Here is a 19,880-nt window from a genome sequence, read left to right as displayed (position 1 = left end):
CGGATCGTGGGTCGCAATTTACAAGCACAGCCTTCCGAACCGCATTGGCTGCAAAGGGCGCAATCCAAAGTATGAGCAGTGTTGGTCGATGCTATGATAACGCCCGGATGGAGAGCTTTTTCGCAACGCTCAAGAAAGAAAAACTTTATCGTATTGATACGATGAAGATGACCCAGGAGATGGTCAAGACGATTATCTTTAGATATATCCAATACTATAATCATCGTCGGATTTACAGCACCAACGATGGTCTCCCGCCGCTCTCTAAGCGGGCACTTTACCACTGTACTGTTGCTGCATAATTCTCCTTGCCGATGGGACTAAACTTTTATTGACAATTCCATTCCTTAAGGCTTTCTTTTTTCAAATAACCGTCACATTGAGTTCACACTGAGTTCACCTGGGAGGTGTTTAATAATACCTGTTGAAGCCGCAAGGACAAGCAACGGTTCAACACCTTTCCTTTCTATTTACATGATGCATTGCCGGCCCCGTAAGGGGCCCGGGTGGTGCATTCCAAACAGGATTCCCCCAGCCGCTTGAAGCGGCTTTTTTTAATTAAGACGATAAAGGAGGAAGCTGGAATGTATGAAGTCACATTACCCAGTGTCATTATTCCCATACAGTCTCCAGATGGTCGGCTTCCGGCTTTAGTGGATGCCATTCGGAGCCAATGGGATTACCCCATTATTATAGTGGATGATGGAAGTGGTCCGGAGAATGTCCGTATTTTTCGGGCATTACAGCGGACCGGATGTACCGTTCTGACCCATCGGGTAAAAAAAGGCGTGGGCGAAGCCATCAAAACAGGGGTCCATCATGCCCAAAATCATTACCCCATCAGTATTGGCTATATTATAGTGGCCACTCCCCTGTCCGCTACCCCAGAGGCCATCGTTCAGGTGGCTGATGCTTTAGAATCCCTGCCAAATACCTTGGTGCTCGAGGGTTCCGCTAAAAAAGGTACCGGTATAAAGCATCACCTTTTGGGGTGGTGGCATCAGCTTTTTACCGGTTATACCTGGCCAGAAACAGGTATTGGCATTTTAGGAGTCCCTGCCATTTGTGGGGATACCCTTCTAACCCAGCCCTGCCAACCCACGGGGCCATCCCACCGATTTTATCGGCACCTGTCCCGGGAGGGCTTTCCTTGTGTGGTGCTTTCTTAATCCCTGCTGAACCACTCTTTGTGGTTAAGGAGAACCTTATCTTGTCTGGATATACTCAATAACAAGGTTTGAGAAGATAAGTCATTATTGGTTATTCGTACAACACAGACGAATGCCAGGTAAGGGTATTGGTCTGCGAATTACAAAAGGAGGATTTATCATGAGTTCAAAGGAAAGCATTGATTGTAAAGAATCACGTCGGGAACAGCGGGAATCCCTGTGGGAGGAACGCAAAGAAGAGCATGAATTTGCCAAGGACCTTAAGCAGCAGATGAAGGAAGAGGTCAAGTCCGCACATCAAAAGGAAAAGGCGGCAGCAAAGGCCGATGTGGCAGGCACCCGAGAAGATGCCCGGGACGCCCGAAAAGAAGAAAAGGAACGCAGGCGTGAAATCAGGGATGAAATTCATGCTTTTGATCAGGATAATCGACGGGAATATGCCCTCGATAAAGAAGCCGCTAAAATTGAGAAAAAAGGCGAAAAATAAAAATCTGAATAAAAACCGTGAACCCTCTGTGATGCAGAGGACTCACGGTTTTTTTAGCGGTGGATATCGGAATGCCTTAGTCCATGGCCAGCATGGCCGCGACCACAGCGCAGGAATTCCGGGCGGCGATGGGTAAGAATTCCGGATAGGATAAGGGGGCGCTGCCGTCAGCATTGTCACTGATGGAACGGATGATGACGAAGGGAACTTTATTGGCCCAGGCCACATGGGCGATGGCAGCCCCTTCCATTTCCACGGCCTTGGGGGCAAAGTTCTTAACAATGGGAGCGGTTTGTTCCTCTCCGGCGATAAATTGGTCGCCGCTGGCAATGGTGCCTTCAAAGACCCGGGCATCGCCGATATCGCTTGTTTCTGCGGCACTTCGGGCCTTGGCCACTAAATCGTTATCGGCCTGGAAGTAAATCATATCCATATCCGGAACCTCGCCCTTAGCAAAACCCAGGGGCGTTGCATCCATATCGTGATGGACGGCCTGGGTGGAAATGACGATATCCCCCTGCCTAATCTGGGGATCCGGAGTACCGGCCACCCCTGTGTTGATGAGGATGTCCACGTCAAAGCAGGTACATAGGACCTCCGCACACAGTGCTGCGTTGACCTTACCGACCCCACATTGAACCAGCACCACCCGCTGGCGTCCAATCATCCCTTGGTAAAAAATCAAGCCGGAAATTTCTTTGGTCCGATTGATGTCCATAGCCTCCCGCAGGGGTGCTACTTCACTTTCCATGGCGCAGATAATGCCATAGGTCTTTTTATCAGAGTTGCGTTGTTTGTCATAGAAAAAGCGGCCCAGTGAGGCAGCGGCTCCCAGAGCGGTCAGAGAACCAAGCCATAAACCCTTTGATTTTTTCATTGTAATTTACCATCCTTTATTCCTTAGAATTAATTCTATTATACGGGAAACTCCTGGGTTTTTCCATAGGAAAGGGTGAATAAAAGGGTCTGCCTGTTCGTTGCTGCCCAAACTGAACCCATTAAAAACTCTAAAACTGGTTGTTGCGTTGGCATCAGGAAGGGCTATAATGAAACCTAATCTCAGAGAAATACCAAAAACCTGCAGGTTTCGTGATAGAAGGCAAAGCGATGACTCAGAATTTAAATCAGAATTTAGCACAGATGTTTAAGGGGGGCGTCATTATGGACGTCACCACACCGGAGGAGGCAAAAATCGCCCAGGATTGCGGTGCTGTCGCCGTGATGGCTCTGGAACGGGTTCCCTCGGATATTCGAAAGGAAGGTGGCGTGGCCCGGATGTCTGACCCGAAGATGATTCGGGAAATACAGGCAGCGGTGACCATTCCGGTGATGGCCAAAGCCCGTATCGGTCATTTGGCAGAAGCCCGAATTTTAGAGGCCCTGGGGGTGGATTATATTGACGAAAGCGAGGTCCTTACCCCGGCGGATGATCAGTACCATATCGATAAAAAAGCCTTTAAGGTGCCCTTTGTCTGTGGGGCGCGAAATTTGGGGGAAGCCCTGAGACGCATTGGTGAAGGAGCCTCCATGATCCGGACAAAGGGTGAAGCGGGCACCGGCAATGTGGTGGAAGCCGTCCGCCATATGCGCACCATCCAGGCGGATATCCGCCGGATCGTCGGGCTGAATCAGGATGAGCTGATGACCGCTGCCAAGGAAATGGGAGCGCCCTACGAGCTGGTGTGCGCTGTCCATCGGGAGGGTCATTTGCCCGTGGTTAATTTTTCCGCAGGGGGAATTGCTACTCCGGCTGACGCCGCACTGATGATGCAGTTGGGCAGCGAGGGGGTCTTTGTGGGCTCGGGCATCTTTAAATCTGCCAATCCGGAAAAGGTGGGACGAGCCATTGTGAAGGCCACGGCCTACTATGATGATCCGGATATTCTGGCCCAGGTTTCAGAGGGCCTGGGCAAGGCCATGTCTGGTGTGGATATCCGGGAAATCCCAGAATCCCAGCTTTATGCCAAACGGGGCTGGTAGCGGTGGCGATTGTGGGGGTCCTCTCCCTCCAGGGGGCCGTTACCGAGCATTTGGATGCTTTGAGGGCCTGTGGGGCAGAGGCCCGGCCCGTTAAAACCGCCCTCGGCTTTGAGGGGTTATCCGGACTGATCCTGCCCGGAGGTGAAAGCACCACCATGGCAAAGCTGCTGAGGGATTTCCATTTAATGGCACCCCTTAAAGAAAAAATCCAGGGAGGATTACCGGTATGGGGAACCTGTGCGGGTCTGATTCTGTTAGCCCGGAAAATTGAAGGGGAAGCGTCCCACTTGGGGGTGATGGACATGGCGGTGCGCCGCAATGCCTACGGTACCCAGCTGGACAGCTTTACCACCCAGACTACCATTGAAGAGGTATCCCCCTCCCCCATTCCCCTGGCCTTTATCCGGGCACCCTACATTAAAAGCGTGGGCCCCCAGGTGACGGTGCTGTCCAGGGTGGACGGGCATATTGTTGCCGCCCGTCAGGGTTTTAAGCTTTTGGCCACAGCCTTTCATCCTGAGGTCACTGGAGATGAGCGATTCCATCAGTATTTTATCAGGAACTTCTGCGGGATATAAAAAATTTACTTGTTTTTTCCACCTTAGAAGGAGTATAATAAGAAAGAAAAAAGGTGGAGGTATGAGCGCATTGGATAAATATATCTGTGTCGTCTGCAATTACATCTATAATCCTGAAGAGGGCGATCCCGCCCACGGCATCCCTGCCGGCACCCCCTGGGAACAAGTCCCGGAGGATTGGGTCTGTCCCTGGTGTCAGCTGGGTAAGGAGTATTTTGAAAAACATGACCGATAGGTTTAAGTTTTCCAACGTATAATAAATCAAAAATAGTGGAGGAAGTTACGATGCAAAAATATGTATGTGATGTCTGTGGTTATATCTATGATCCCGAAGTGGGTGATCCCACAAACGGCGTGCCCGCTGGTACAGCTTGGGAAAATGTCCCTGAAGATTGGGAATGTCCGGATTGCGGCGTCGGCAAAGAATCCTTTGAGCCTGTCGAATAAATCCATAAAATGATGAATGAACCGCTCCTTTGGGGCGGTTTTTTTAAAAGCGGTTTTTGGTTCCGGGGGACTTCGAAAAAGAGCATTGGTAATCCCGGTAGTTTACGGTATAATAGAAGGAACATAACGGAAAAAGGAGTACAATGGACATGGCTGTAAAAGCAAGGGAAAATGTAAGGATGCGGGAATTTAGCCCAATGATTATGGTAGGGATCGGGGTATTCGTCATCGCCTATATCCTATTGTATGATCGATTTGCAGGATCGATTGAGGACTACGCCCTTAAAACGGGAATTGGGATTGCTGCCCTGGCTATCATGATCCTTCTCTTCATCTTCGTACTGCGCTATATCTCCACCAGTTTTGATATGCTGTTAAGTCACGCGAAGCTGACCGTGGATCGCAAGATTTTATTTTGGAATAAGCAGGTCGCAGATATTCCCACCAAGGATTTTCTGGGGGTCGTGAAGGAAGAGAATTATAAAAACACCGCGGGTAAGCCCCAAAATCTTACCGTTGGAGCCATCGAGGGGATGGCAAAATACGTCATTACCTATCGGGTGAGCGGCGGGAAGAAGAGTGTTAAAATTCAGTGCTCTCCCAAATTCTTCAAAGAAGTCAAGCAATTGGTGGAAAGCAATCAGAAGGCCGTATCCGGCAGTAAGAAAAAGAAGTAGTGTTTGGGGGCCAGCTTGTGCTGGCCTTTTTCACTAAGCAGAAAGGATGAAAGTCCCATGAAAATACTCCATACCTCCGACTGGCACATCGGACGCTTCTTAAATCAGCGCAGTCTCCTGGGGGACCAGGCGGCTATTTTAGAGGGTCTCAGGGCTCTCCTTCGCCGGGAACTGCCGGATGTCCTCATCATCGCCGGGGATTTATACGACCGCTCTATCCCCTCCCGGGAGGCCCTGTCTTTGGTGGATGACATTCTGGACACCGTTATTTTAGAGCTGAAAATTCCGACGATTATCATCGGGGGAAATCACGACGGCGGCCAGCGCCTGGCCTTTACCAGTGGTATTTTGGAAAAACGGGGTCTGTATATCCGAGGGGTCTTTACGCCCAGTCCGGAGCCCATCGTCCTGGAGGATGGCCAAGGTGGCGTCGCCTTTTGGCCCGTTCCCTTTGTCAAGCCTGTGGAATATCGGGATATTACCGGAGAGGAAAGCGTCCGGGATTATCAGGATATGTACGCGGCTATTTTGGAAGATATTGAAAAGCGTATGGACCCCTCCCTGCGCCACGTCCTCATTACCCATGGCATGATTCTCAGCCATTTGCCTGAGGATGGGGATTTGGATGACTCTGTCCGGCCCATTGAAATCGGCGGAATCTCCTTTGCCCGGTCCTCCCTCTTCCGGGCCTTTGATTACGTGGCTCTGGGCCATCTCCATCGCCCCCAAAGGGTTGGGGATGACCGCATTCGCTACGCTGGCTCCCTGTTTAAATACTCCTTCTCCGAGGTCAATCAGCATAAATCCGTTACCCTGGTGGATATGGACGGGAGTGGAGAGGTGGATATTCGCACCAAGTCCCTTCCCACTCTCCGGGATATGGCCATTCTCATCGGCACCCTGGATGACCTCACCGGGGCTTCTGCTCTAGATCACCCAGGGCGGGAGGATTACATCAAGGTGATTCTCACCGATGGCGTGCGGCGCTTGAATCCCATGGAGCAGCTAAAAAAGGTCTATCCCAATGTGCTGGAGATGGAGTACCAAAGCCAAAGTATTTCCAGGGGAAGCACCACCACCAAACGGATTAAAGAACGGCTGTCTGACCCTCTGGCCCTCTTTGAGGACTTCTACGAGCAAATTCACGGAGAGCCCCTAACCCCCGAAAAGCAGGCGGTGGCCCGGGAGATTATGGAGGAAACCCATGAGACCCATTAAGCTGATTGTACAAAATTTTGGTCCCTTTATTGATGAATCTCTGGATTTTTCCAGACTGAATGAGGCCCTCTTTCTCATCAGTGGTCCCACAGGCAGCGGAAAAACCACTCTCTTTGATGCCATTTGCTACGCCCTTTACCACGAGGCCAGCAGCCCGGACCGTCTGGCCAAGGGATTAAAAAGCGACTTTGTGGGGGACGACGCCCTGGCCAGTGTGGACTTCACCTTTGCCGTCGGGGCACAGACCTACCGTATCCACCGGATACCGGAGCAGCGCAGGAAGAGCCAGCGGGGAAACCGGATTGTCGCCCAAAAGCACGAGGTGGCATTGTACCAGCTGGTGGAGGGAGAAGAACATCTTATGGCCAGTGCTGTGGAGGAGGTGGATGTCGCCATTGGAGAAATTATCGGCCTTTCCTACGCCCAATTCAGGCAGATTGTGCTGTTGCCCCAGGGGGAATTCAGCCGGCTCCTAAAAGCCAGCCGTAATGAACGCCAAGCTCTGTTAAAGAGCATCTTTCGTCTGGATATCTTTGAATCCTTCGCCCAGAGGGTGGAGGAGCACACCGGCCGGGTCCGGATGGCCTTCGAGCAGTTGGAACACGATCGTCTTCGGGAGGAGCAGGCCCTTTTAGCCATTCCGGACTCTCCCCTGGCCCATGCCATTGCGGAGCAGAGCCATACCCTGGATGCCCTGCTGCTTTTGGTATCAGCCCAGGATCAGGCAGATCAGGCGGAAGCCGAAGCCCTGGGGGAAGCCCTGGAAAAACAGAACAGTCGACTACAGGGGGTATTAGCCCAGCTGGGGGCTGGAGAAAGTTTGAACGCCCGGTTTAAGGCCTGGGAGGAAGAAAAGGAACAAGCTGAGCTTATGAAGGCAAAAAGCCAGGAGATGGCTGCTCTGGGACACCAGCGGGAACGGGGCCGTAGGGCCTTGGATATTCGGCCCCTGGAAAAACGCTACCAGGAGGAAATCCACCATCACCAACAGGTAAAAGCTGAATTAACCCAGCAGGAAAAAGCCATCCAGGCCCAGCTCCAGGCCCAGAAAAGCCTGGAGGCCCAGGCGGCCCAGGTGGAGGACCCCGCCTATAAGCGGGAAACCGAGGAGATGGAGGCCCGGGCCCGGAGGCTTGGGGAACTATCCAAGCAGTTGGAGGCGTTTGAGGGCGTTTCCTCTCGGCACAAAGAGCACCAGGGGGCCATGGAAGCCCTTCAAAAGAGCCAGGAGGAATTAGCCGCCAAAATAAGGGAAAAAGCACTTTTGGAGGAAGCTCTGTCTGGAGACCGGAAAGCCCTGCTAAAGGGTCAGGGTGAGCAGGTGGATATCCGGGAAGAGGGCACGACCCTGACTACCCATATCGATGGTCTGGCCGCTATCCAGGAAGCTCTTGAAAAAATGAACGCATCCCGGGCGGCTTTAAAGGAAATGGACCGGGAGCGCCTGGGGGTGAAGCAGGAGCTTAAGCAGTGGGAGCAGGAACGGGACCGCATCGAGCGTATTCAACAGGAATCCGCGGCGGGAGAGCTGGCCAAGCATTTACAGGATGGCGCACCCTGTCCGGTATGTGGGGCGATCCACCACCCCGATCCTGCCATCCCTCTGGAAGCTCTGGCCACCAGCGAGGATTTAAAAAAAGCCCGAGAAGCATGCAGCCGGCTCAGCGGACGGCTGGCTGCCATGGCGGAGCAAAACGCCTTCCATACCCGGGAAAAACAGGCTAAACGCGGGGAGATTGAAGGTCAATTGATCGCCCTTAACCGGGAGCCCCAGCTGCCAGACCCCATAGCCCTGGACCAGGAAATTGAAGCTCTTCAAAAAACCAGAGACCAGCTCCGGGAGCGTTATAAGGATGAAGAGGGCCGTCTCAAAGCCCTGCGCCAAGACATCCGGACAAAAGAAGAACAATTGCAAGGTCTGGAAAAAGCCTTGAGCCAGGGGCAATCCATTGAAGCCGCCTACGAAGGTGCAAAAACAGCCTTAAATGAAAGCAATGGTATCCTCCAATCCAAGTGGCGAGAGATTGAGGACCAGGCCAGGGATCTGGAAATCACCCTCCTGCCTGATGGTGGACAAGGGCAGATTGAGGATATTCTCCAAGGTGGAGAAACCTTAAGAGAAGGGGTGCAACGGCGCCAACGTCAGGCAGAGGGTATTTTAAAGGAGCTGGCCCAGTCCCGGGAAACCCTGGGGGGATTGGAAGGAATACGCCAGAGCCTTGAAAAGCAGACCGAGGAGGCTAGGACCCAGCGGGATACTCGGGAGAAGGCCTTTATCGCCGCCCTGGATACCGCCGGATTCACGCGGATTGATTATCAGGCCTACCACAGCTTAAAGTCAGAGGATTTGGAGGCCATGGCCGAGACCCTGGCGGCCTACGACCAAAGCTGTGCCACCAACACCGCCCTCTTAAAAGGCTTTGAAGGCGAGCTTGCCGGAAAAACACCGGTGGATCTCCAGGTTCTTCAAAGGGAAAAGGTGGCCATTGAGGAAGCTTTAGGGGGCCTGCGGGAGGCCATTAGTCAAATCACCCAGCGCAGACGGATAAACGGCAACCAAGTGAACAAGCTAGGAAGTCTGGAGGAAAAACGCCGTCAGGTGCGCCAAAAGCTGGAAATTCTCACTGAGCTGGGAGATACCATTAAGGGGAAGGTTTCCGGGAAGCCTAAAATTAAACTGGAAAACTATATCCTTTCAGCTTATTTAAGCGATATCCTGGAGGCCGCCAACGGCTTTTTAGAAGAAAGCAGCAACGGGCGCTATCACCTGATGATTGCTGGAAACCATGGGGATAAAAGCAGCCATGGCCTGGAAATTGAGGTGGACGACGCTTACACCGGTAGGGCCCGGAGCGCCGCATCCCTCTCCGGAGGAGAAACCTTTGTCGCCGCCCTGTCCATGGCCCTGGGTCTGTCAGATATTATCCAATCTACTGCCGGGGGGATCTCCCTGGAAACCATCTTTATCGATGAGGGCTTTGCCACCCTGGATAAGGACGCCCTGGATAAAGCCATGAATTGCCTGGCCCGCATCCGCACCACGGGCCGAACGGTGGGCATCATCTCCCATGTAGAGGAGCTCAAGGAGCGAGTAGATGCCCAGGTTATTGTGGAAAAAACAGAGGCGGGCAGCCGCCTCCATCTCATTTAAAGAAAGCAGGTATACTCAATGAAAATCGTTGCTATTATGGGCAGCCATCGCAGCCATCACAATACAGCCGGTGCCCTGGATTACTTCTTGGAATGTCTGGGGGCTCCCGCCGTTAACCGCATTGATATCAACCAGGTGAATATTAAACCTTGTATCGCCTGTGAATACTGTGCCAAGCACCCTGGAGAATGTGTCCAACAGGATGATATGACGGCCCTCTACCCCGAAATCATGGCAGCGGACCTCATCATCATGGCCGCTCCGGTGTATTTTTCCGCCTTTCCGGCCAAGCTCAAAAACTTCATCGACCGGGGGCAGGTCTTTTTTAACCTGGCAAATAAAGAAAATGTTAACCCTAAAAAGGTCGCCATCATCGCCCTGGGCGGTGCCAGGGCCTACGACGATCAGTTTGTCAGCGTCTACGCCACCATGCGCTGGTATCAGAACGACCTGAAGGCCAGCCCCGCCGGTGCGGTGGAGATTCCCAATACCGACCGGATCCCCTTTGAGGAAAATGAGGAAGCTAAGGCAAGGCTGAAAAAACTGGCGGATCGGGTTTATCCTTAGGATGGAAGGCTATTAAAGCACTATTAGTATAAAGATAGATCCTTTGATGGGAAATTGCTTGAAGAACTGTCATGCCAATGACTTTGGATTTTGGAAAAGGCGTTACGGTTGTAAATCTGTAAAATATGCGTCAATTTTATCTAACTTTTCCAAATAGCTACACACTGCTTAGAGAATTGAACGGGACACATTATTGACTATTAATAGGTGTGGAAAATGAAAAAGCCTGTCGGTTTTATAATGAAGGGAATAATCCACCGATTGGGATCGTACTTTGTGCAGATAAAAGCGAATCAGTGGTTAAGTATACCCTGCCTGAAAGGTCAATACAAATTTGGGCATCCAGATATAGACGATATATTCCGACAGAAGAATTATGGAGAGAACAACAATCCGAATATCAAGTATTGAAGGCTGAAAAGAATGAATAAACCTAAAGCGAAAATTATTGAAGATATTGCTAGAAGCCTCATTAATAATAATAAGCAAGAGGCAATTGACTGGATCGAACAAGAATATCCATTTAAAAGAATAAAAAAATCAAGGCGTACTTATTCAGATGAACAGATGTGTGAAGTGTTTATGAGAGATGGTTTCATTGATCGATATTCTGGGGATCGCTTGGTTAATATTGGAATGTTAAAAACTATATCGGTATTTTTTTCTGAAGAATTCCCCTATCAATCCCACTGGAAAATGACAGAAACCCACCCGGCTTTCTGGGAATTGGCACCTACCCTTGACCATGTGGATCCCATTGCGATGGGTGGACTGGATGAGCCATCTAATTGGGTTACAACATCAATGATGCACAATATGGTGAAAAGTCAATGGACATTGGAACAGTTGAATTGGCAATTACATGAACCTGGCGATTTGTTAGAATGGGATGGTTTGACTGGCTACTTTTTAAAAATAGTGGTAGAAAATGAAGAACTTTTGGAGGATGGGTTAATTAAAAAATGGTATTTATTATCAAAAGCAATACTAAATCTTTAAAAAATACCCCCTTGACACCCCTCCCCCAAAGGGATATAATGAAAAACAATCTAAACCCAAATAAACCGTCGAATAAGGGTAAGTAAGTCGGACTGGAAAGGTTAAAGAGAGCTGCCACTTGGTGAAAGGCAGTACCCCACCACCGACCCAATGGCCTTATGAGGGCAGGAAAGAAAGGTAAGTATTTCCTGACGGGACCTCCACCTGTTATAAAGGGAGCGCATATGATGGTATGCGGAGCAAGCGGGCGCATGCGCGCCAACCCAGGGTGGTACCGCAGAATCAATGATAATCTGTCCCTCGGATCCGTAAGGATTCGGGGGATATCGTGTTTTTTGGGAAAAATAATAGAAACGAAAGAGGTCAAACAATGAATCGGTTTATGAAAAAAGCAGCACTATCTGTAGCAGCATTACTCGTACTCGGTGGGGTGGCCACCGGTTGTAGCGGTGGCAGCACCGGGGGAAGCAGCGAAGGGAAAAGCACCGTTGGCATCATTCAATACGCCTCCCATCCCTCCCTGGACAATTGCACCGAGGGCTTTAAGGAAGGCCTTAAAGAAGGGGGCTATACTGAAGGGGATAATCTGACCATTGACTTTCAGAATGCCCAGAACGATAATGCCAATGCGGAAACTATCGCTAAGAATATGGTCTCTAAAAAGTACAATCTGATCTGCGGGGTGGCTACGCCAGCAGCCATGGCCGCTTACTCCGCCGCCAAGGGATCGGATATTCCCACGGTGTTTACGGCAGTGTCCGATCCGGTATCCGCCGGTCTGGTGAAAAGCCTGGCCAAGCCGGAAAACAACGCCACTGGTTCTTCAGATGTTCTGCCCCTGGAGGCCCAAATCAAGATGATCCGTGCCTTCCTTCCGAGCGCCAAGAAAATTGGGATTTTGTACACTACCAGCGAACCCAATTCTGTTTCCCAGCTGGAAAAATTCAAGGAAATCGCACCGGCCTATGGCTTTGAGGTTGAAGCCCTGGGGGTGACCAATGCTTCGGAGGTAGCGGCGGGTGCAGCGACCCTGGTCTCTAAAAAGGTGGACTGCTTCAATAATTTTACAGATAACAACGTGGTGGATAATCTGACCACAGTCCTCAATGCCGCTGATGGTGCCGGGATTCCGGTCTTTGGATCGGAAGAAGAACAGGTAAAAAATGGCTGTCTGGCCTCTGAAGGGATTGACTATGTGGCCCTGGGTAAAGAAACTGGAAAAATGGCGGCTAAGATTTTAAAGGGTGAAGCCAAGGCCTCTGAAATGCCCGTGTACCAGGCGGAGACTTTTTCGCCGGTGTATAACAAGACAGTCATGGAAAAACTGGGGTTAAGCCTGCCCACAGATCTGTCCACAGCCACAAACATCAGCAAATAATTACAACTATGAATAAGGAGTGATGGAATCATTATGGATATCATCAGCGGTTTGGTCATTAATGTATTAGAAGAGGGCTTTATCTATGGCGTCATGGCCATGGGGGTCTATATTACCTACACGGTATTGGGGTTTCCCGATTTGTCCGTGGATGGGACCTTCCCCCTGGGCATGTGCGCCGCTGCCGTCCTCATCACCCTGGGGGTGAACCCCTGGGTGGCCTGTATCCTCGCCTTTATCGCCGGAGCAGCCGCTGGCTGCGTCACCGGTTTTCTCAATGTGCGCCTGGGGATTACGGATTTGCTTTCCGGTATTCTGGTGATGACGGGGCTATGGAGCGTGAACCTGGCCCTCACCGGGGGCTCGGCAGTGATGCCCTTCTTTGATATGCCCACCATTTTTACCACCGGTTTAGGGCGTCTGATGGGCAGTGATTTAGCGGTTATTTTGACGGCAGGGCTTTTGTGTATCGCTGTGAAGCTAATCATGGATGTATACCTGAAAACCAAGTCTGGGATGCTCCTGCGGGCGGCTGGGGATAATCCCACCTATGTGATTTCCCTGGGGAAAGACCCCGGGAAAATGAAGATTATCGGGCTGGCCATCGGCAATGGCTGTACGGCCCTGTCGGGCTGCATCTTTGCCCAGCAAACCGAGTCCGCCAATGTGGCGGCGGGTACCGGCATGGTGGTCATGGCCCTGGCTTCCGTTATCATTGGGATTAATCTCTTCAAAAAGGTGAAATTGATCAAACCCACCCTGGCCGTTGTTCTAGGGGCCATGATTTACAAAGCCTGTCTGACCCTGGCCATGCAGTTGGGTTTGCCAACCAATTATCTCAAACTGCTGATGGCGGTGATCTTCACCATCGCCCTGGTGGCCAATAATCGATTCAGCGGAAGGGGAAAAGCCAATGCCTGAACACATCACACCCCGTATTGCAATGGAGCATATTCATAAAACCTTTAATCCCGGCTCGGTCAATGAGGTGACGGTTTTTGATGACTTTAACCTGACCATCCCCCATGGCCAATTTGTCACTGTGGTGGGCTCCAACGGTTCGGGAAAAACCACCATGCTCAATCTGCTCTGTGGCAGCATTCCCGTGGATTCCGGAAAGATGATCGTGGACGGTGTCGATATCACAAACATCCCGGAATATAAGCGTTCGACCACCATCGGCCGGGTGTATCAGGACCCCGCTAAGGGAACCTGCGCCGCCATGACCATTTTAGAAAATATGGCCTTGGCGGATAACAAGGGCAAGGGCTTCGGCCTGGGACTGGGGGTAGATAAACGCCGGAAGGATTTTTATCGCAGCCAACTGACACTGCTGGGGATGGGCTTAGAGGATAAGCTGGCCGTCAGCGTCGGGGCCCTCTCCGGTGGGCAGCGCCAAGCCCTGGCTCTGCTCCTGGCCACCATGACCCCCCTGGACCTCCTCATCCTCGACGAGCACACGGCCGCCCTGGACCCTGCTTCCAGTGAGACGGTCATGGCCCTGACCGACCGCTTCGTTAAAGAAAAGGGCCTCACTACCCTCATGGTTACCCACAACTTAAAATTTGCCGTAAACTACGGCAACCGTCTGCTCATGATGTATCGTGGACAGGCGATTCTCGACCTCTTTGGCGAAGCCCGAAGGAATGTTTCCATCAAGGATCTGACAGATAAATTCACCAGTATTAGCATTGAAGATGGTAATAATATGTAACCTGCCTTAAAACCCCTTGGCAGTCCTTGACCCTTTGGTATAAATGCTTTACAATGAGAAAAAGACACAATGAGGAGGGGAAAACCCATGAAAAAAATTAAAATGGCGCTGACCGTTTTTTTGGCAGGGCTGTGTATGTTGGTTTTGGCAGGCTGCGGGGAACCGGAAACAAAAGAAGGGACGAATGCGGCAGCCTTCACAGTCATAACCAATGAAAAGGGATATGAGGTAACAGACTTAACAGCCAATCTCCAGGAAGAGGGATTACTGACCGCTTTAAAGGCACAGAAGAAGGATTCCCAGAGCATTACCCTTCGGTTTTACGATTTCCAGACCGAGGATCAGGCTAAAAACTATTACGATACCCTGGTCAAGGGCTATGGAACGGAGAATCCCAGTAAAGAGAAGACCACCGAGGGTCAAAATTACACGACCTATCGGGCGGAATTCAGTCAAATGAATAATGAAGTCATCCTCAGTCGGGTGAATCACAGCATTGTCTATATCATTGGGGATATGGGGGATGATATTTCAGAGGATCAGCTAGCCAAGGACCTGGGTGTTTAATCAATACAAGAATTTATTCTTTTTTCCCCTTGAGGGGATGGTCAGGAATGTCTATACTGAATAGAGAGAATAAACAGGGATGACAAAGGAGTCGCTGGGAATTAAACAGCGAGGTGACAGTTGATGAAACAATTAAAAAAAGAGCTTTCAATGCGGCATGGCGGACGGGTATTGGATATTGCGACCCGTTATGGTGAATTCGCCTTTAAACTAAAGGACGGGCTGATGGATTACACCACGATCCTGGCGGTGGATTGTGATGAACAGACCATTGCAGAGGCCAAGGAAAAATACCCTGACAGTGATATCCTTTTTGACGTGATGGATGGTGGGCATCTGGATTTGCCGGAGAACAGTATGGATACCGTGTGCCTGTCCAATTCCATACACCATGTAGAGGATGTAGAGCGTGTGTTTTCGGAGATGCTGCGGGTGTTAAAACCCGGAGGAACCTTCATTGTCAATGAGATGCCCTGTGATGGTCAGGAGGGTCCCCGGAAAACCCATGTTTCGCTGCATCATTTAGGTGGTGAGATTGACACCCTTTTGGGACAACATCATGGGGCGACCTGGCCAAAAGCTGAAATTATTCGAGCAGTAGCGGCCCTGGGTCTGGAGAATCTGATGATCTTTGAAGACGAGGAAACGGATTCCATATGGGATGAGAAACTCCAGGCCAAGGCGGCAAAGATTTCGGACAAGGTTGAAAAGGTGAAGGATCAGCCCCAATATCAGGAATTTAAGAAACGCGCAGCAGAGATTGAAGCCATGGCTAAAAAAAATGGGATAAAACGCTGCAGACAATTAGTGCTTATTGGCGAGAAAAGCAAATAAGGTTGGATTAAAGCCCCCGAAAGGTCATATTTCGGGGGCTTTTGTGGAAAATCAACAGGAGGTTGACGCAGTATGGAAGCACACATCATTATCTACTTTACGACAGACCTCCATGGCGTGTTCCGAGGAAACGGCAGTCATGCCATTGGTATTGCCCACATTGGAGGATTGAAACATTACCATCCTGAGGCCCTGTTAGTGGATGCTGGAGATGCCACCCAAGGAGGGCTTCTCAGCCGCCTGAGTGCCGGAAAGGACATGATCGCCATGATGAACGCCGCCCATTACGATGTGGCAGCGGTGGGGAATCATGATTTTGATTATGGCTATGGGTATCTGGTCGAGAATGCACGGTACGCCCACTTCCCCCTACTGTCGGCGAACGGACAACGTTATGGCCGGGGGATTCTTGAGGGAGAAACGTACCATCATGGGCAGTGCATTAATAATGGCAGAACCGCCGTGTTTACCCGCCGGGGGAAACGCATCGGTTTTTTTAGTGTGGGAACCCCAGACCTTTTTCCTCAAAGCAGCCAGGGATATCCCGGGGAACAGGGCGGCATCACCATGACGCCCCCTATCCCCGCAGCCAGGGAATGTGTGGCGGCCCTTAAGGCCCAGGGGGCAGATTTTATCATCGCCCTGGCCCATCTGGGGAACGATGCCTCGGTAGGCCTTCCCGATTCCAGTAACGGTCTGGCCCAGGCCATGGTGGGTTTGGGATTGGATGTCATTATCGATGGTCACAGCCACGCCAATGAACCGGGCCGATGGGTTGGGGATACCCTTATCGTTCAAAGTGGCAGCTATGCCAGCCGTGTGGGGAGGCTGACCATCGATCCCCTTACCCGGAAGATGACCAGTATCCTGCTGCGTCCCCAGGAGATTCGGGGAAGGGTCGATCCCGATGAGAATGTCCTTCGGGTCCGTGCAGCCCTGGAGAATCGATATAAGGATGTGATGGATAACCAGACCCTGAAACTACCCCATACCCTTTGGGGCGGAACGGTGGAGGGAGTGAATGTTGGCCGCCTGACGGAAACCAGTCTTGGAGATGCCGTGGCCGATGCCATGGCCCTGGCAGCTCAAAAACATTTTGGAGACCAGGGTCTGCCCATTATCGCTATGCAGAATGGCGGCGGAATCCGAACCCGTTTATGTCGGGGGAATATTACCCGGGAAAATAGCATTCGGGTCCTTCCCTTTGATAATAAACTCTATTTTGCACGGATAACCCCAGCGGTCCTGTACAAGGCCATGGAGAATGGTGTTTCTCGAATTCTTGGACAGGACCCTTACACGGGGCGGCTTCAGGGAGCGGCAGGCCGTTTCCCCCAAATATCGGGATTCACCCTGGATTATGATCCGGATGCCCCAGGTGGTCAAAGGGTTCGTGCCATCACGTTAGAGGGAGAAGAGACACCCTTAGATCCCCAGGATAGGACCCGTGTCATTGTCATCGCCCTGGATGAGGCCAAAATCATCGGGGGGGATGATTATACCATGCTCATGGATTTAGAGGATTTGGGTGAAACCAGCGAGCTGGAACCGGCACTGTGGCATTACCTGAAGCATTATTCCAAGTCAGTCAGGGATTGGAGGCCCAGGATTCGGACCGTGGGGCAGTATCAGCCCAGTCCCTACGATGCCACCCTGAGAGTTATGTGGGGTGGAAAGCCCTATAGTGGTGAGATGACCTATCGTGTTGACGATGGCCCAATCAAAACGGTGCGATCTGAGGCGGGAAAGTGCAAACTGCCATCGCTCTCCCCCGGGGCCCACACCATCACCCTCATAGGAATGGACATTCTGGTGGATAATTATGCAGGACTTGGCAGTGTGGAAAACCCCGTCCCCGTGGTTGTACTGGATGCCAACCTTGAAGAAAGCACTGCCCGATGTTATAATGATTAGTATGAATTCTCAAAAATAAAGCTTGGGTATCTTACTTCCCAGCACCTTGGTCCAATAAGCTATGTAGGTTTTGACTTTAGGTCGATGGGGGGAGGAGGAAAAGAATGAATAAGTCAGCAGGACTCAGTGTCCTTCTAGCGGCCAGTTTTTGGGGGATTATCGGCGTTTTTGTCAATACCCTGACGGCCATGGGATTTACCAATAGTGAAATTATATTTGTCCGGGCCATTATGACGACGCTTTGTATCTTTGGGTGGCTTTTTATCAAAGACCGGGAGGCGATTCCCATTAAAGTAAAGGACCTGTGGATCTTTATGGGAATGGGGATTTTGAGTTTTGTGTGCTTTAATCTCTGCTACCTTCAGTGTATTGCCATCACGGGGATGTCTGTGGCGGCGGTGTTACTGTACACCTCCCCTATTTTCGTTATGCTGTTTTCCATCGTGCTCTTCAAGGAAAGGATGACCCGAGGGAAGGGCATTGCCCTGCTTCTGGCCTTTGGAGGCTGTGTTTTAGTGACAGGGATTATCGGTGATAATGGCCAAACCCTGACTTTAACAGGCATTCTGCTGGGACTGGGCTCCGGACTGGGGTATTCTCTGTATACGGTTTTTGGACACTACGGGGTTGCCCGTTACAACTCCCTTTCAGTGACTGCCTGGGCTTTTCTTTTCGGAACCCTGGGTATTTTACCCTTTGTGGACTTTGGACATATGCTGATGGTTATGGCGAATAGTCCCCTGGCCCTGGCCCTGATTCTCCTTTGTGGTTTGGTAACCAATGTGCTGCCTTATATCTGTTACACCTATGGACTGGCGAAAATGGAAGGGAGCAAGGCTGCCATTCTGGCCTGTCTGGAACCCGTGGTGGCGACCATTGTGGGTGTGCTGGTCTATGGTGAGCCCATTACTTTAACCAGTACCCTTGGGATCGTCCTGGTCATTGGGGCAGTCGGTGTCCTCAATCGGGATTTTGGCCAGAAGGATGTGCCGGAGAAGCATTAAAAGAGCCCATCGGGCTCTTTTTTTATGAAAAACCTATAAAATTTTGCAATTAAAAACAATTAAAGGGTAAATTATGGTGTTGTTAATACTAATCTGATATAATCATTAAAAATATTGAAGGATTATTATCAGAAAAAGGAAGGGATCACCATGAAAACCATATGTCCGGTTTGTATGCACCATTGCCAGTTAGCAGAGGGACAGGTTGGCCGTTGTCGCGGTCGGCAAAATCAAGGGGGAAAGATCCTCCCCATTAATTCTGGGGTTATTACTGCTTTAGCCTTAGACGCCATAGAGAAAAAGCCCCTGCGCCATTTTTATCCAGGCCGCCTTATTCTGTCAGTGGGCAGTTTTGGCTGTAATTTGCACTGTCCCTTCTGTCAGAATGCCCGGATTGCCATGGCAGGAAGGCGGGATGTAGAGGCGATGATCCTCTCCCCCGAAGAACTGGCCCGCCGGGCAGAAGGGATGCGCCATCAGGGGAATATCGGTCTGGCCTTTACCTATAATGAACCCCTCATCGGGTACGAATTTGTGGTGGAAGCTGCCAGGTTGGTCCAGGACCGGGGCATGAAAACCGTCCTGGTGACCAATGGTTCAGCCACCCCGGAAATCACAAGACAGGTCCTCCCCCACATCGACGCCCTCAACATTGACTTAAAGGGTTTTACCCAGGAAGTATACGAAAATTTGGGAGGCACCCTAGAGGTGGTCAAGGCCTTCATCACCCAGGCGGTGGATGCGGGGTGCCATGTGGAGCTGACCACCCTGGTGGTGCCCGGGCTCAATGATGATCCCGGGGAGATGGAAGCCATGGCCCGGTGGATTGCCCATCTGAGTCCGGATATTCCCCTCCACGTCACCCGGTTCTTCCCCGCCCACCTCATGTGGCGGGATGATCCCACCCCTCTGAGCACGGTCTATGGACTGGCGGAGGTGGCCCGGGGAAGCCTGAATGATGTTTATGAAGGGAATATGGGGCTGTAGAATACGGAAGGTTTTACAATGATTGTGTAAAGAAATAAAAAACATATTGACAATGTAAAAAAATGATGCTAAAGTATTTTACAAGACAAAGACGTCACAGCAAGACGTCTTTGTCTTTCTTTTTTGAGTATACTTCAATTTCATCATCACCCTTTCACATCTGCGCAGTGTGAAAGGCCTTAACCTGTGATTTTTAGCAGCATGGATTA

22 protein-coding genes and 1 other annotated feature are annotated in these 19,880 nt (G+C 50.9%); of the genes, 21 read left to right on the top strand and 1 reads right to left on the bottom strand.

The window, feature by feature from the left end:
• The 3 genes from BLW33_RS12425 to BLW33_RS12415 all read left to right on the top strand — a co-directional run.
• Window positions 1-302, top strand: a 302-nt coding sequence (locus BLW33_RS12425; RefSeq protein ID WP_143032645.1) for an integrase core domain-containing protein, incomplete at its 5' end; no start/stop codon positions are given.
• Between the two features lie 282 nt (window positions 303-584).
• Window positions 585-1,169 (top strand): glycosyltransferase family 2 protein, encoded by a 585-nt coding sequence (locus tag BLW33_RS12420; RefSeq protein ID WP_090309387.1) that lies wholly within the window; start codon window positions 585-587, stop codon window positions 1,167-1,169.
• A 160-nt stretch (window positions 1,170-1,329) separates the two neighbouring features.
• A complete protein-coding gene (locus tag BLW33_RS12415; protein WP_090309384.1) occupies window positions 1,330-1,656 on the top strand; it encodes a hypothetical protein in 327 nt (108 codons plus the stop codon).
• Window positions 1,657-1,732: 76 nt separating this feature from the next.
• On the opposite strand, the gene BLW33_RS12410 is transcribed toward BLW33_RS12415, so the two are convergent.
• On the bottom strand, window positions 1,733-2,533 hold the full coding sequence (locus tag BLW33_RS12410; protein ID WP_090309381.1) for a 5'-methylthioadenosine/adenosylhomocysteine nucleosidase: 801 nt from the start codon (window positions 2,531-2,533) through the stop codon (window positions 1,733-1,735).
• Between the two features lie 230 nt (window positions 2,534-2,763).
• On the opposite strand from BLW33_RS12410, the gene pdxS reads away from it, so the two are divergent.
• From pdxS to amrS, 18 genes are all read left to right on the top strand, one after another.
• Window positions 2,764-3,636: a pyridoxal 5'-phosphate synthase lyase subunit PdxS gene (gene pdxS, locus BLW33_RS12405; RefSeq protein ID WP_090309379.1), complete on the top strand. Its 873-nt coding sequence runs from the start codon at window positions 2,764-2,766 to the stop codon at window positions 3,634-3,636.
• 2 nt (window positions 3,637-3,638) lie between these two features.
• Window positions 3,639-4,214, top strand: coding sequence for a pyridoxal 5'-phosphate synthase glutaminase subunit PdxT (pdxT, locus tag BLW33_RS12400; protein WP_090309376.1), 576 nt, complete (start codon window positions 3,639-3,641; stop codon window positions 4,212-4,214).
• Window positions 4,215-4,284: 70 nt separating this feature from the next.
• Entirely contained in the window at window positions 4,285-4,449 is a 165-nt protein-coding gene (locus BLW33_RS12395; protein WP_090244978.1) for a rubredoxin, read from the top strand.
• A 50-nt stretch (window positions 4,450-4,499) separates the two neighbouring features.
• Window positions 4,500-4,661, top strand: a complete 162-nt coding sequence (gene rd, locus BLW33_RS12390) for a rubredoxin (RefSeq protein WP_090244892.1) — start codon at window positions 4,500-4,502, stop codon at window positions 4,659-4,661.
• Between the two features lie 149 nt (window positions 4,662-4,810).
• Window positions 4,811-5,338, top strand: coding sequence for a hypothetical protein (locus tag BLW33_RS12385; RefSeq protein WP_090309374.1), 528 nt, complete (start codon window positions 4,811-4,813; stop codon window positions 5,336-5,338).
• A gap of 57 nt (window positions 5,339-5,395) precedes the next feature.
• A complete protein-coding gene (locus BLW33_RS12380; protein WP_090309371.1) occupies window positions 5,396-6,556 on the top strand; it encodes an exonuclease SbcCD subunit D in 1,161 nt (386 codons plus the stop codon).
• The gene (locus BLW33_RS12375) at window positions 6,543-9,707 is read left to right on the top strand and encodes an AAA family ATPase (RefSeq protein ID WP_090309368.1); all 3,165 of its coding nucleotides are present in this window, start codon (window positions 6,543-6,545) and stop codon (window positions 9,705-9,707) included. Before BLW33_RS12380 ends, BLW33_RS12375 begins: the two co-directional genes overlap by 14 nt.
• A gap of 18 nt (window positions 9,708-9,725) precedes the next feature.
• Window positions 9,726-10,274: a flavodoxin family protein gene (locus BLW33_RS12370; RefSeq protein ID WP_090309365.1), complete on the top strand. Its 549-nt coding sequence runs from the start codon at window positions 9,726-9,728 to the stop codon at window positions 10,272-10,274.
• Between the two features lie 209 nt (window positions 10,275-10,483).
• A complete protein-coding gene (locus tag BLW33_RS14410; RefSeq protein ID WP_242911675.1) occupies window positions 10,484-10,705 on the top strand; it encodes a PDDEXK nuclease domain-containing protein in 222 nt (73 codons plus the stop codon).
• Window positions 10,698-11,273: an HNH endonuclease signature motif containing protein gene (locus BLW33_RS14405; protein WP_090309362.1), complete on the top strand. Its 576-nt coding sequence runs from the start codon at window positions 10,698-10,700 to the stop codon at window positions 11,271-11,273. Before BLW33_RS14410 ends, BLW33_RS14405 begins: the two co-directional genes overlap by 8 nt.
• A gap of 59 nt (window positions 11,274-11,332) precedes the next feature.
• Window positions 11,333-11,577: a binding site (T-box leader), on the top strand.
• 66 nt (window positions 11,578-11,643) lie between these two features.
• Window positions 11,644-12,651 carry an ABC transporter substrate-binding protein gene (locus BLW33_RS12355; protein ID WP_242911674.1) on the top strand — a complete coding sequence of 336 codons (1,008 nt, stop codon included), beginning with the start codon at window positions 11,644-11,646 and terminating at the stop codon, window positions 12,649-12,651.
• 33 nt (window positions 12,652-12,684) lie between these two features.
• The gene (locus BLW33_RS12350) at window positions 12,685-13,572 is read left to right on the top strand and encodes an ABC transporter permease (protein WP_090244904.1); all 888 of its coding nucleotides are present in this window, start codon (window positions 12,685-12,687) and stop codon (window positions 13,570-13,572) included.
• Complete coding sequence (locus tag BLW33_RS12345) at window positions 13,565-14,365, top strand: ABC transporter ATP-binding protein (protein ID WP_090309359.1); 801 nt, start codon at window positions 13,565-13,567, stop codon at window positions 14,363-14,365. The genes BLW33_RS12350 and BLW33_RS12345 overlap by 8 nt, the downstream gene beginning before the upstream one ends.
• 87 nt (window positions 14,366-14,452) lie before the next feature.
• Window positions 14,453-14,932, top strand: coding sequence for a hypothetical protein (locus BLW33_RS12340; RefSeq protein WP_090309357.1), 480 nt, complete (start codon window positions 14,453-14,455; stop codon window positions 14,930-14,932).
• A gap of 123 nt (window positions 14,933-15,055) precedes the next feature.
• Entirely contained in the window at window positions 15,056-15,766 is a 711-nt protein-coding gene (locus tag BLW33_RS12335) for a class I SAM-dependent methyltransferase (RefSeq protein WP_090309354.1), read from the top strand.
• Window positions 15,767-15,838: 72 nt separating this feature from the next.
• Window positions 15,839-17,680: a bifunctional metallophosphatase/5'-nucleotidase gene (locus tag BLW33_RS12330; RefSeq protein ID WP_090309351.1), complete on the top strand. Its 1,842-nt coding sequence runs from the start codon at window positions 15,839-15,841 to the stop codon at window positions 17,678-17,680.
• Window positions 17,681-17,784: 104 nt separating this feature from the next.
• Window positions 17,785-18,684 carry a DMT family transporter gene (locus BLW33_RS12325; protein ID WP_090309349.1) on the top strand — a complete coding sequence of 300 codons (900 nt, stop codon included), beginning with the start codon at window positions 17,785-17,787 and terminating at the stop codon, window positions 18,682-18,684.
• Window positions 18,685-18,834: 150 nt separating this feature from the next.
• The gene (gene amrS / locus BLW33_RS12320) at window positions 18,835-19,671 is read left to right on the top strand and encodes an AmmeMemoRadiSam system radical SAM enzyme (protein WP_090309347.1); all 837 of its coding nucleotides are present in this window, start codon (window positions 18,835-18,837) and stop codon (window positions 19,669-19,671) included.
• The last annotated feature ends 209 nt before the right edge of the window (window positions 19,672-19,880 follow it).

Origin of the sequence: Eubacterium aggregans, assembly GCF_900107815.1 — a bacterium.
In the GTDB taxonomy this organism is placed as follows: domain Bacteria; phylum Bacillota; class Clostridia; order Eubacteriales; family Eubacteriaceae; genus Eubacterium_O; species Eubacterium_O aggregans.
This window is presented reverse-complemented; position numbering and strand designations above follow the sequence as displayed.